This window comes from Prochlorococcus marinus str. NATL2A (assembly GCF_000012465.1).
GTDB lineage: Bacteria > Cyanobacteriota > Cyanobacteriia > PCC-6307 > Cyanobiaceae > Prochlorococcus_B > Prochlorococcus_B marinus_B.
Map to the genome: position 1 here is coordinate 631,108 of NC_007335.2, position 13,679 is coordinate 644,786.

At 33.0% G+C, this 13,679-nt stretch carries 12 protein-coding genes; 8 read left to right on the top strand and 4 right to left on the bottom strand.

Translation table 11 applies throughout. The features are described 5' to 3' along the window. Positions 1-7 precede the first annotated feature (7 nt). Both arsS and stpA read right to left on the bottom strand, forming a co-directional pair. Positions 8-952 (bottom strand): arsenosugar biosynthesis radical SAM (seleno)protein ArsS, encoded by a 945-nt coding sequence (arsS, locus tag PMN2A_RS03335; protein ID WP_011293612.1) that lies wholly within the window; start codon positions 950-952, stop codon positions 8-10. 86 nt (positions 953-1,038) lie between these two features. Beyond that, positions 1,039-2,223, bottom strand: a complete 1,185-nt coding sequence (gene stpA, locus PMN2A_RS03340; RefSeq protein ID WP_225866326.1) for a glucosylglycerol 3-phosphatase — start codon at positions 2,221-2,223, stop codon at positions 1,039-1,041. A gap of 178 nt (positions 2,224-2,401) precedes the next feature. On the opposite strand from stpA, the gene PMN2A_RS03345 reads away from it, so the two are divergent. The 5 genes from PMN2A_RS03345 to PMN2A_RS03365 all read left to right on the top strand — a co-directional run bounded on the left by PMN2A_RS03345 (position 2,402) and on the right by PMN2A_RS03365 (position 8,161). Beyond that, positions 2,402-3,943 carry a hypothetical protein gene (locus tag PMN2A_RS03345; protein WP_011293614.1) on the top strand — a complete coding sequence of 514 codons (1,542 nt, stop codon included), beginning with the start codon at positions 2,402-2,404 and terminating at the stop codon, positions 3,941-3,943. Positions 3,944-4,142: 199 nt separating this feature from the next. Then, positions 4,143-5,117, top strand: coding sequence for an aminoglycoside phosphotransferase family protein (locus tag PMN2A_RS03350; protein WP_343222741.1), 975 nt, complete (start codon positions 4,143-4,145; stop codon positions 5,115-5,117). 54 nt (positions 5,118-5,171) lie between these two features. Then, a complete protein-coding gene (locus tag PMN2A_RS03355) occupies positions 5,172-5,867 on the top strand; it encodes a hypothetical protein (protein WP_011293616.1) in 696 nt (231 codons plus the stop codon). Between the two features lie 52 nt (positions 5,868-5,919). Then, positions 5,920-7,245, top strand: coding sequence for an O-acetylhomoserine aminocarboxypropyltransferase/cysteine synthase family protein (locus PMN2A_RS03360; protein WP_144043259.1), 1,326 nt, complete (start codon positions 5,920-5,922; stop codon positions 7,243-7,245). Between the two features lie 22 nt (positions 7,246-7,267). Continuing rightward, positions 7,268-8,161 (top strand): homoserine O-succinyltransferase, encoded by an 894-nt coding sequence (locus tag PMN2A_RS03365; RefSeq protein WP_011293618.1) that lies wholly within the window; start codon positions 7,268-7,270, stop codon positions 8,159-8,161. A gap of 44 nt (positions 8,162-8,205) precedes the next feature. Here PMN2A_RS03365 and PMN2A_RS03370 read toward each other — a convergent pair whose 3' ends face one another. Further along, entirely contained in the window at positions 8,206-9,477 is a 1,272-nt protein-coding gene (locus PMN2A_RS03370) for an FAD-binding protein (RefSeq protein ID WP_071813621.1), read from the bottom strand. Between the two features lie 84 nt (positions 9,478-9,561). Here PMN2A_RS03370 and PMN2A_RS03375 point away from each other — a divergent pair, with 84 nt between their 5' ends. Both PMN2A_RS03375 and PMN2A_RS03380 read left to right on the top strand, forming a co-directional pair. Next, positions 9,562-10,575, top strand: a complete 1,014-nt coding sequence (locus PMN2A_RS03375; RefSeq protein ID WP_011293620.1) for a sirohydrochlorin chelatase — start codon at positions 9,562-9,564, stop codon at positions 10,573-10,575. Between the two features lie 387 nt (positions 10,576-10,962). Continuing rightward, positions 10,963-11,232: a DUF2811 domain-containing protein gene (locus PMN2A_RS03380; protein ID WP_011293621.1), complete on the top strand. Its 270-nt coding sequence runs from the start codon at positions 10,963-10,965 to the stop codon at positions 11,230-11,232. Here PMN2A_RS03380 and PMN2A_RS03385 read toward each other — a convergent pair. Then, positions 11,222-12,865, bottom strand: a complete 1,644-nt coding sequence (locus PMN2A_RS03385) for a GMC oxidoreductase (RefSeq protein WP_011293622.1) — start codon at positions 12,863-12,865, stop codon at positions 11,222-11,224. The genes PMN2A_RS03380 and PMN2A_RS03385 overlap by 11 nt on opposite strands. Before the next feature lie 343 nt (positions 12,866-13,208). On the opposite strand from PMN2A_RS03385, the gene PMN2A_RS03390 reads away from it, so the two are divergent. Beyond that, on the top strand, positions 13,209-13,679 hold the full coding sequence (locus PMN2A_RS03390) for a pentapeptide repeat-containing protein (RefSeq protein WP_011293623.1): 471 nt from the start codon (positions 13,209-13,211) through the stop codon (positions 13,677-13,679).

Sequence of the window (13,679 nt, forward strand, 5' to 3'; positions counted from 1 at the left end):
CTTTTTTTTAAGTTAATTCTCCACCACAACTTGAACCCGCTCCAGCAGTACATCCAAAACAATGATTCCCTGTTGAAATAGGATTATTCTTTAAAGAGACAAGTGGAATCAATAGATCATTCAAATGCTTCACGTTACCATTTCTCTTCATCCCAAGTTGTTGGTTGAAATCACAATCATATAAAAAACCTTTCCAATCAACACTAAGAGTTGATCTACACATTACTGAATTAATATTTCCTGGATTATGATTATCTTTGAGTAATTTATTATACTCTTCTAGTTTTCCAATTGTTTTTAAATAGTTCTCATATCTATTAATTGGCATATTCGCTAAAACATATAAATTCGAGAAAAAAATACCATACCTTTCTTTTAGTTCGCGTCTATAAATATCTTCTAGCTCTTTTTGAGATGGTGGAAGTTGTGGAGTACTTGGATTATAGACTAGATTCAAAAGCAGACCTTTATCTTTTATGCCGTAACCTAAATTGTTAAGCTGTTTAAGAGCTAATATACTTTTTTCAAAAACACCTTTTCCTCGTTGTTTGTCTACATTGCCCTCTAGATAACAAGGAAGAGATGCAGTTATTTGTACTTTATTTGATGCTAAAAAACCTGCTAAACTTTCGTAACCCGGCTCTTTAAGGATTGTTAAATTACATCTGTCCATAACTTCAACATTAAGACTACGTACTTCTATTACTAATTGTTTAAATTTAGGATGAAGCTCGGGGGCTCCTCCGGTAATATCTAGAAGCTTAATTTCGTTAGCTTTGATAACTTTAGGTATGAGTTTTATGATATCATCGCTCATCATTTCTGTTCTGCTTGGACTAGAATCAACATGACAATGACTGCAGGCTTGATTACATTTATAGCCTATGTTTATTTGCAAAGTATCAAGATAGTCTCTCTTGATTTTTGGGAATTTTTTTTTAATTATCTCCATAAAGATCTATATATGAAAAGCATCAACTTTCATTATAGTTAAAATATTTACTTAAGTGAGAATTTAAAAAAAAATTTACTAATAAGCTAAAAGTTACTAGCTAATTGTTTAAACCACTTAATATATTCTTTTGGCCCATCATTAATAATCATATTGAATTTCAAATCATCATTAGGATCACTAACTCCTTTCATATCAGTTCCATTTATTCTTGGTCTTAATACCTGCTCGTTGCAGCTGTTGACAAATACAACTTGATTATCTTTCTTATATGATTCTCCCAACCTTTGGATCAATGTTAAGAAACCTCGATCACTTCCACCTCTTAACCAAGAATTATCTTTGTTATCTTTAACCGAGGTTACCGTATCGCCAACACCTACTAGAAGTGGCATTTGTTCGTGCGGTATTTTATCTCTGCATAGCTTTATTAATTGAGCATGTGTCTTTGGAGCATTCCTGACATTGAAGTTTTCACCGAATGGATAAACGCCAGTTTTATTTGCTATGTATTTATTTAATAGAAATAAAAGGCCTGCTTCTTTTATTGCACCCTTGATAATGAACTGGATATCTGTTGTTCCAAATTCATTTTGAGTTGAATATTTCATTATTTCTCTGCCATCTCTTATCCCTAGATTAGGCATCAAATGCAGATAAAAAGAATTATCTAAGCCAAGATTTTTAGATTCTTCTAGTAAATTATTCATTATTTTTCCCATAATCAATTGCAAATCTTTAACTTTTTGAAAATCATTTTTAACGTAGCTAAAGATTTCATTAAAATTCAAAGTAGGTGTAAAGCGTGTATCACATACAGCTACATCAATTAATTTATTTCTTTTCTCATTTGAAAGGTTTGGTAAGAATTTTTTTAATTCATTAGTTAACATTGAACTCATCATCTTTGGAACTTCTGCTAAAAAGTTAATCTCATTATCTTTGAGTCCTGGATAGGATGAATTACTAAATCTATCTTGATACTCAACTCCACACGCTGCAAGGCCAGGTAAGTATAAGCCATTTTCTTTTGCAGTTGTTTTCGAATCAAGTGCCTTTTCTACTAAGCGATTAACGCCTCTTTTGCCTTCATGCTCCCCGCAGGTTAGAACTGCAAACTTCTCTCTTAATTTTGAAACGTCCTTCACATATTCTTTGTTGATCTCTCTTTGAAGTGGGTCTTGAACTAGTGGAATACAAACGCCGTCAAGATCCTGAACTATTAAAATATTTTGTTCGTTGATTATAATGTTAATAAGTTCTTCTTTCATCTTAAATATTTTCATAAAAGAAGCCTTTAAATATTAGTTTACACTAGATCAAATGAAGATACACTTTCTTGATAGTTATTGTTCTTAAATAATTATATAGAGATATATTCAGTATAGTAAAAACTATTTTTAAAAGTTTCTAATTATTGTATATAATCTAATTGAATGAAAATGAACTGTGTTTGATAAGAATTTACGTAATAGCTTTTTTGCTGAGCCTTATTCAAGTGAGCCTTTAGCCATAAGAATCAGAGAGGTTTTGAATGGAAAAGTCGGATTTTACAGTGTCGGCTTATACCCTGCCTCTCTTGCCTATAACTGTGCGTTGCAAAATGAAGGCTTCAACATTCTTCTAGCCCCAAGAGACGGTAGAGAACTCTTTGGAGCTTTTTCTGATATTGATCTCTCTGAAATGGATAACGGTATAAAAAATAAAATTGAATCTATGGCAATCCCAAATGAAGATAAATCAGGCAGATATAATACTCTTAAGGATTTATTGATTAACTGTGAATTAGTTGTTTTGAGTTCAAATAGTAAACATATAATAACTGACCTTGATTTAGCATTCAAGCTCAGAAAAGAGCTAAATCGAGATAATGTTTTAATTGCATGCTTGGTTGGATCATTTTGCCATGATCATAATTTGAACGAATCTTTTGTGTTGTGCGAAAAATTAAATAAACTAGCTTTCTTTTCAGGGTTTCATCGACACGGAGCTCTTCGAAATCCATTAGATAGTTTTACAGCTAACTTTTGTCATCCAGACTCTATGAATGCAATATTAGGTGCAAAATTATTAAATAAAATTTCACCAAATATTCAAGTTTCTGCAGGTATACATAATGTTGAAGGTCAATACATTAAAGCTGCTAAAAATATATCTTCAATCTTTGCGGGTTTTGGTCATACTTTTCATAAGAATAATCCTGGATTGCTACCAACTTTATTAACTCTATTATTAGATCAGTGCTTAGATCAGGCTGCCTACGTTTCAATGAGTCGAACAGATAGGGAGGACTTATATTCTAAACAACCTTTTCCTATTACCGAACTTGGATATAGCGTCCAACGCATAGAGGCCTCCTATGTTAAGGATGGAGATTTTGTTCAGGTTAGAGATCATACTTTTACTCAACTGAAAGCTATGGTTGCGGATGTGAGAGGGAGTATGATGTTGCCTGTAAGTGGTAACCCAACTAGGAATTTTCAAGCTGGTCAAGTCCTGGCTGAGAGGATGATTGAGTATAAAAGATGTCCAAAAGGTGTAGATGAATTTATAGAATGGTGCGAAAGATCGGGTCTTAAGCGTGGAGCTTTAGAAGGAATAAACTCTTTAAATTATTGGCCAAATATTTTAAGAAAGTATTCAATACCCTTGAATAATTCCTCAATGATTAATCTTTTATATATGTGTATATTGGGACCTGTTGAGATAAAAAATTGTATTTATAATGTTATGTCAAGTAGCCGTGAATTAGCCAACTATTGTCAAGAATCTGTTAAGTCATCACAAAACAAGAAAATATCTGAAGCACTAGATAATTTCCATTTAAAAACTTCTGTAGATTTTGTAACAAAGTCACTAATTGATGATGATAAATTATTTTTTGAAAATAATGAGATTGGCTTTGATAATCCACTAGGAGCACAAAATATGCCGATTTATAATAAAGTTATTGATTACATGGAGACCTATTTATTAGAATCTAATCTATAAAATAAACCCTATGAATTTTGAAAAAATAAGTTTAATTACTTCCAATTTTTTTGATAACAGTAAACTTTTAAATATTGATTTTATAGATTCTGGCCTTATAAATAAAACGTATATTATTGAACATCTAATTAATGGGAAAAAGTCTAAATTTGTTTTACAGTGTCTTAGTAATATCTTTGAATCCTATGAGAAAATTAATATGAATCATAAATTAATAACTAATCATATTAAAAATAAAATTAAAGGAAATTATCTTAAATCTAGCAATCAAAGATGGGAAGTTCCAAGTTTAATTAAGTGTAATTCTAATAACCTTTTTGTATTTCCTTTTTGCGAAGGTTTTTGGCGAGCTATGGAATATATAGATGACACTTTTAACTTTGATATTTTAGAAGATAATAAAATGGCTTATCAAACTGGTCTTGGTCTTGCTAAGTTTCATGAAATATGCTCTGATATTGACCTTGCAAAATTAGAAAATACTATTAAAGATTTTCATGATACAAAAAAATACATTGATCAATTTCATATGACTATTAAAGATTTTAACTTTATTAAATTAGACGATAATGTAAATAAAAGGGTTCAAAATTTAATTGATAGTTTATCCAATCATATCTTATATATTGAATCTTTATTAGGATATTTAAATAAAAAATCAATACAACCTTGTTTAATTCATGGTGATCCGAAGTTAAGTAATTTTCTTTTTGATATTCAAAATAAATATGTTGTTTCTTTGATTGATCTAGATACTGTATCTTCTGGTTGTTTGCCTACTGATTTGGCTGATTGTATTCGATCCATTTGTAATATTGCTGGCGAGGATCCAGATAATATAGAGAATGTATTTTTTGATGTCGATTGTTTTAATTATTTTCTCAAAGGTTATTTCTCTTCTTCTAATAAAAATTATGATTACGGTTTTGGTCTCCTTCTCGAATTTATTTATTTGATAATTGTTGAATTAATTATTAGATTCCTGAATGACTTTTTACAATCAAATAGGTACTTCAAAGTAAAATATCAAACTCACAATCTATATAGAGCAGAGGTGCAATATCGATTGCTTGCTAGTTTCATTACTCAAATTCCTACTTTGTCAAATTCACTTCTTGGAATTGGGATTTCTTCAAACTCAAATTTTGTCTTCGATGTACAAAATATTGTTTAGGGTTTCACATAATCCAACTTATCACTAAAGTAAAATCGATATTTATTTTTTCTTGTGGCAAAGGAATTAACCCATAGAGCCGATGAGCTTAAACAATTAGGTTGGAATCAGGAAGATTTGTACAAATACATTGAGTTATGGGATTACAGACAAAGGTGGGGCTCTATAAATCTAGAGAGAGAAGATAGGTTGTTTCTAAGAAAAGCAGAATCTTTATTGCCTGAAATTTCTAAAAGCAAAGTTTCAGTTAAAAAACCTCTCAAGGAAAAGTCATATTATTGCTGGATTCAGTTTTTCCTGAATGAAATGAATGATTTTGAGTTGAATGAAAATTTAGACGATGGCATGAGAGGTATTTGGCCTATTTTTCTAGAGGAGGAACTTCGAGTAATTGATTATTTCGAACCAGTTTTAGGCTTGCCGGATACAATTAAGGCTAAATTAATCGGCCCAATTAGAGAGAACTTGGTCAAAACAGCTTTAGAAATCTACAAAGATTCAGTTATTACAAAGCAATTTGATTTCCAAAGGGCTTTGGCTAATGCCAAATCTAGTGGTAAAAACTCTAGTTGGAGATCTCTTAGAGATGGTGATTTTGAGAGCAATCAAGACTATCAAATTATTTATAAAGATAACGTTCTTGAATTCCGTAAGAAAGTCAATGAAAAGCTTTTATCATTTATAAAAGAGAATTTACCATCTCTAGCTGAGTCAGATAAATCTTTACCTCCTAATGATTGGATAAATTAATAGCCAATTCTGAACTTATGTGGCTAAAAAGAAAATAGAGATAATTAATTCTTTGACTTCCCAACGTTTTGAAACTCTTCAATTGCATGCAGGTCAAGTACCAGATCCTGTTACCAATTCTAGAGCGGTTCCTATTTATCAGACAAGTTCATATGTTTTTAACGATGTAGATCATGGAGCAAATTTATTTGGTTTGAAGGAATTTGGAAATATTTATACGCGCTTGATGAATCCTACAACGGATGTTTTCGAAAAAAGAATTGCAGCACTTGAAGGAGGAGTAGCTGCTTTAGCAACAGCATCAGGACAGTCTGCACAATTCATTGCGATTACAAACTTCCTTACTGCAGGAGACAGCTTCGTATCAACATCGTTTTTGTACGGTGGCAGCTATAACCAATTCAAAGTTCAATTTCCACGATTAGGAATCAATGTCAAGTTTGCTGATGGTGATGATGCAGAAAGCTTTGAAGAACAAATTGATTCATCTACAAAAGCAATTTATGTAGAGTCAATGGGTAATCCTAGGTTTAACATCCCTGATTTTGAGGGACTATCGAAATTAGCTAAATCGAAAAATATCCCTTTAATTGTAGATAACACTCTTGGTGCTGCTGGAGCTTTAATTCGTCCTATTGAACATGGAGCAGATGTGGTTGTTCAAAGTGCTACAAAATGGATAGGAGGACATGGAACAAGTCTTGGAGGGGTAATTGTTGATGCTGGGACTTTTGATTGGGGAAATGGAAAATATCCTTTAATGAGTCAACCAAGCGCGGCTTATCATGGTTTGGTTCATTGGGATGCTTTTGGATTTGGGAGTGATATTTGTGGAATGCTTGGGGTCCCTGCAGATCGAAACATTGCTTTTGCTTTGAGAGCTAGGCTAGAGGGGTTACGAGATTGGGGCCCTGCGATTAGTCCTTTTAATTCTTTTTTATTACTTCAAGGATTAGAAACTTTAAGTTTAAGAATAGAAAGACATTGCTCTAATGCACTTGCATTGGCTAAGTGGTTAGACAATCATTCGAAAGTTGATAATGTTAGTTATCCAGGATTACCATCGGACAAATACCATTCAAGAGCCTCTAATTTTATGACCAATAGAGGAAAAGGTTCTATGTTGATTTTCTCTCTGAAAGGTGGCTTTGATGATGCTGTGAAGTTTATAAACTCTTTAAAACTTTCTAGTCATCTAGCAAATGTAGGCGATGCAAAAACATTAGTAATTCATCCTGCTTCAACAACCCATCAACAACTATCCCCAGAAGAACAGTTGTCCGCAGGTGTTACTCCAACTATGGTAAGAGTGTCTGTTGGTATAGAACATATTGACGATATCTTAGAGGATTTCGAGCAGGCTCTAAATTTAATTTAATTTTCCAAGGAGGTATATAGATATGGCTTTAATACTTCCTCGTAGTTATCATAAAATTTCATCGATAGAAAAAAATCATATTTCATGGATTGAGCCTGAATTAGCAGAAAGACAGGATATTAGACCTCTTAGGATTGGGATATTAAATATTATGCCTTTGGGAAAACAATATGAATTTAATTTATTGCACCCTTTAGGACTGTCTCCTCTGCAAATAGAACCTATATGGATAAGATTGAAATCCCATTCATATAGGACTTGGGATCTAGAACATCTGAAAAACTTATATGTTCATTGGGAGGAGGCAATGTCTCCCATTCCTCTTGATGGGTTGATTATTACTGGAGCACCTGTTGAGCACCTTCCGTTTGAAGAAGTTCATTATTGGAAGGAATTAGTAAACCTAATTGAGGAAGCAAAATTAAAATGTGCAAGTACCCTAGGATTGTGTTGGGCTGGTTTTGCAATGGCTTATATGGCTGGAGTTGAGAAAGAAAATTTTAATAAAAAGCTTTTTGGTGTATATCCAATGAGAAGTCTTGTTCCTAGCCATTCTTTAATGGGAACACAGGATGATGAGTTCTTCTGTCCCCAAAGTAGGCATGCTGGTTTACCAGATATCGAAATGGAAAAAGCAGAACAAAAAGGCAAGCTAAGATTATTGGCTCATGGAGAAAAAGTAGGTTACACAATTTTTGAAACACCTGACCAGAGGCAATTAATGCATTTAGGACATCCTGAATATAACGTTGATAGATTAAAATCTGAGATGGAAAGGGATAAGAAAAGAGGCGATGTACCTCCTCCAGAAAATTTTGATTTGACCAAATCAAATACTTCATGGCGATCACATAGAAACTTATTATTTCAACAATGGTTGTGGTTCTGTTATCAACGTGTAAGCCTGAGTGTTTAATTTTTTTGGATTTTTCAGGGATAAGCTTTTGTTGAAAAAATTGACTATTTTAATGGTGGCATTATATTTCTTGGATCATGAATGGCTTTGAGCTCTTCTAAGTTTGGGAGCCAATCTTCGAATGCGGATGATAATTCTTTTTTATGCCATTCTAAATGTGGGTGTATTTGCGCAAGATGAACCCCAGGGCATATGAATTCTAGATTATTCCAACACTCTGTCATCCATTCCAGCGTTCTTTTTCTCTTCGCTTGATTGTGGGCTTCCCAAGCACCGTTAATCCAAGGTTTCCAGATTGCATCACGATGAATAAAAGAAGTGTCAAGATCATTTAAATGTGTTAAACCTCCTAATTGTTGAGAAGCTATATAACAACTTTTGTTTGGCCTTTTATTTATTAATTCTTTAAGGATTTTTAATACTTGTTTATTTTTTTCTTGCCAAGCAGGGCCTAATAACCCAAGCACTTCAGAATGATTTGAATTATTATAATTATTGTTATTTCCAAAGCTTAAATTAGGTAAGGACTTCATATTGTTGAATTTATTAATGATTCTATTTCGAGAGAATGGCAATTTTTCTAATAATTTAATCATGACGGATTCATCATCAGTATTTTTAATTTCACCAATTGCATGAGCAAAAATATCGTCTCCATATATCCATTGAAGGCTAAGAGAATTAGGCCAACTTTCGGCTTGATTAATACATTCAGATAGCTCAGAAAATGAAAGATTTGCTGTCCAGCTTAATAGTGGTCTTAATGGCTGAGTCTTTAACTTTACCTGTGTGATTATGCCAAGAAATATAGCTGCTCCGCAAAGGGCTTTCCATTCATTAGTCAACTCATTTTTGGTATTTGGTCGTAGTAAATGAAACTCTTTTCCATTTCCCCAAAAACCCTTAATCTCTATGATTTGATCAATTGCTAATCCTTTGCTCCTACTGAGTGGACTTATTCCACCGGTCAAGATATATCCCATTCCTGTATTTCCAGACAAACCAATTGGAAAACTTCTTTTATGCTTTTCTAGAAAAGAGCATAATTTTCCCATCGTTACCCCGGCTTCAATTTCTACATGCTTTTTTTTTAAATCGAAAGATATTTTTTGGTAGTTTTTTCTTAGGTCTAAAATCCAATGTTTATCTGCGGCGGCTCTACTTGTGGTTCCTCCACTAGATACTAAAAATGGACTGGAAGTTTGTTGGGATGATTTCAGTGATTGAAAAAATTCTGAGTTTACAGCTTCAAAAACCCCAAGGACATCACTATCATTGGAATTTTGATTTTGTAGTGATAACGAATTTCTAATAATCTGCTCCTTTTTCTATAATGAATTTCTTAAGTTAGTATTTTATAAAACTATATTCAATTAAAGTATATTATTGGCTAAAACATTTTGATTGCACCTGCATCAATTAACTATAAATATCCATCTAATATTGGAATTTTGTTATGCGGACATGGTAGTAGAGATCCCAAAGCAGTAAAAGAGTTTATAAATGTAGTAAATAAAATAAAATCTAGAATACCTGATATCCCAGTTGAATTCGGTTTTCTAGAATTTAATAGACCAATAATTAGTGAGGCCCTAGATCAGCTTAGGAGTTTGGGGGTTGAGAGAGTGATTGCTCTACCAGCTATGTTATTTGCTGCCGGGCATACTAAAAATGATATCCCTGCGGTTTTGAATAAATACTCCGCTGATAATGGACTTCTAATTCAATATGGCAGGGAGCTTGGATTGAATTCTTTGATGATTGGAGCAGCAGGAGCAAGAATCAAAGAAACAATTGATAGTAATCCAATATTTCCTCTTCATGAAACATTACTTGTCGTAGCAGGTAGGGGATCGTCCGATCCAGATGCTAATTCAAATGTGTGTAAGATTACAAGGATGCTTGTTGAGGGATTTGGTTTTGGATGGGGAGAAACTGTTTTTTCAGGAGTAACATTTCCCCTCGTTGATCCTGGCTTGAGACATGCTCTCAAATTAGGTTTTAAAAGAGTAATTCTCTTCCCTTATTTTCTTTTTTCTGGAGTTTTAGTCAGTCGCGTTAGAGAACATTCTATGAGAGTTGCAAATGATAATCCTGATGTGAAGTTTCTAAACGCAAGTTACTTATCAGACCAAGATTTAGTCATTGATACTTTTATGGAAAGAATTCAAGAAGTTTTTGATGGTGAGAATTTTATGAACTGTGCTTTATGTAAATATCGTTCTAATTTATTAGGTTTTGAAAGCGAGGTTGGATATGAGCAGATCAGTCATCATGATCATGTTGAAGGTTGTCTAGACATTCGCCGAGAAAACAAAGAGCATAATCACGCGCATGAACATTTTCCTTATCCACATGCAAAGCATCCTTTCGGACCTGTCACGCTTCCCTCTTTAAACAAAAGCCAAATCTAAAAAAAATAGGTTTAAATTAGAGAATCATTTGTCTCTTTCTTGCTTGTGACGCAAGGGACTCGTTATTTATACATTTTTTTAATGTTTAGTTTCAGCTCTTTTCCCCAAGTGATTTCCACAACTAGTGAAGAGTTTTCCACTAAAAAAAACTAAAACTCTAGTTTTCGTGATGTACTTGTGGGATTCAATAGATACTTTAATAGTAATTTACACTTAGATACTTTACGCAAAGAAAACTAATTTATTTCAAATGAACCTTCAAGAAGTATTGATATAAGGTGAGTCTATCTCTGTCTCGGATTTTCGATTCAGGTTTTCTTTATCTTTGACGTTTTATAGAAAATTTAAGATCCTTATTTCATTGAGTTCGAGCTTTTAAGAAAGGAGATGGAGTTTAATCAAATTGAAACTCGTATTGATGAGATGAAAACTGATGAGATTAGATGCTGTGAAAATGACTTGGACCTAATGTCTATAAGTCTTGAAGCTGAGGTGCCTGAAGCTCTTTATGTAGGCATGAAGGATTTTATATGTGGGAATGAGAACTGGGATCAATCCAAGCTTATTAGCTCAGCTATCGCTAATTTTCTCTTTCAAAATGGTTCTGATGATAGGGCTGTTACAGAAAAATACTTAAATGATATTTTTAACCTTTAAAGTCTCTAATTGCCTTTTCGCAAGCTCTCTTAGTTATTGCCATCATTGTTAATGTTGGGCTTTGCCAAGATGAAGTAGGCCAGCAAGCTCCATCAACTACTAATACATTGTTGCATTCCCATAGACGATTCCAGTTGTCTAAAACACTATTTCCTTTGTCATTTCCCATTGGTGCTCCTCCTACCTCATGTATGTAGTAACCAGGGGGTGGAGCATCGCTTTTAATAGCAACTGATTTGCTTAAAATTTGTTTGGTAAATGGAATCTTGAGAATCTCATTCACTGGAATAATTTTGCCATTACCAGAATTAATAATAAGTTCAATCATTCTGTTCATTTCTGAAACCATTCGTTTCTCATTTTCACGCCAAACTATTGATATGTGCGGTATGGAAATACCATATAGATCATTGGTATTTGAGAGAGAAACAGTGTTTTTTTGATTTGGGAGTACTTCTCCATGACCAATAAGGAACCCAGTTTTTGTGTTTTTATATTTCTTAAAAACTTCTGGTGGTTCAAATCTATCTATTCCTCCCCAGATGCCATATCCACCAACAAAGTTTTTTTTAGTTGAGCTGTCTCTACCGATGGGAATAAAGAAGCTACCTGCTCCTGTTAAAAGATGATTATTATTTTTATCTGAATAATCATTGAAATTCTTCTCGATAGGGACACTGAAAAACCTACAGGTTGATATATGATCCATTAAGTTCATTCCTAATGAATTAGAGGGGTCAATTAGACCATTTGAATTATTACTTTCTTCGGAACTTAATAGAATTCTAATTGTTTGGATTGTTGATGAACATAGTATTATTAAGTTACTTTCTAATTCACTTCGCTCTCCATTTTTTTGGTTTACTACAATAACACTTTTTGCAGACTTCCTATCCTTATTCAAAACTAATTTATCTACAATATGATTTGAAAGTATTTCTATTTTACCTAGCCTAGCGGCTTCTTTTAATGTGCTGCCTAAACTGCTATATCTGGGCCATTTCGTTTGATCTTCATTTGGTCCAAACCCTCTGGAATGTATAAAGGGAAGATTTAAATTTTTTTTTATATTGGAGGCAAATCTTGATTCACTTTCTGTAAATGGAAGTTTGCCAATATATTCACCATTAGGTAGTTGATTGAGATCGTCTTTGTTGCCATATATTTTTAGAAAACTCTCTATTTCCGAATAATGCGACTCAAGATCTTTGTAACTAATAGGCCATTCGAGGTTGTATTCTTTTTCTTTTGAGGCTTCAAAATCCTCGTCAGATAATCTTAAGGTTATCCCTCCCCAAGTAAGGCTTCTTCCACCAACTTGATTGCCTTGCGTCCACATGAATGGGGCTTTTGGCGGGTGTGTATAAGGATTTGCTTTTTTGTTTGCGTACAGTAAGGGATTTGATTTCCAGAACCCTGGATGTTGAGGTTGATTTTGATAATTTCCAGTTGTTACCCCTAAAAGTCTCCGAATCATATTGCAAGGCTCTGTTCCTTTTGCCTGCTTGATCTCTAGTTCAGGACCTCTTTCTATTACTAGTACTCTTACACCAGCCTTAGCCATTGTTAAGGCTGCCATTCCCCCGGTTGCACCTGAACCGATAATTATGACTTCATAGGGCTTGTCAATCATTTTTTGGAAGTTGTATATTTTGAATTTGGTAGATTTATGGAATTATTTTTTTAATATGTAAAATTTATATTAAATCATAGGGTTAGTGAATAGACCGTTGGAAAAATTGATTAATTTATATAGTTTTTACTTTCTTTAATAAAGAATTAGCATGAAATGTTTTTTATTAGATGATTCTTAATAATTTGCACTGAAATAATTAAATAATTTATTTTGATTTGTTTTTATGATTTAAGAGAGGTTATAGTATTTGTCTTTTAATATATAATTTATATTAAATCCAATATTTAACTGTCAGACCCTTTTGAATTAAAATATAATCATTAGAAGCAATTAGAAAGTTATGTTTAAACGTCTTCTTTTTTTTGTAAGCGCCGTTCTTTTTTTCTTTTATCCTCTGCCAGCTTATTCAGCTTTGGACTATGGAAAGCAAACCTTGATAGGTTCTGATTTCTCCAATATCGATTTAAAAGGTGCGACTTTCTATTTAAGTGATCTCCAAAATTCTGATTTTTCAGGAAGTGATCTTCAAGGGGCTAGTTTTTTTGATGCAAAGCTTGAAAACGCTAATCTAAGTAATACAAATATGAGAGATGTAACAATGGATGCAGCTATACTTAATGGCGCAAACCTTTCAAATAGCATATTAGAGGGTGCTTTTGCTTACAATGCAAAATTCGAAAATGTTATTATTGAAGGTGCCGATTTTACTGATGTCTTGATCGCAAATGATGTTAGAAATAAACTATGCCTTATCGCAAATGGGATAAACAGTGTGACTAATAAAAAAACAAGTGAAACATTGGACTGTTAG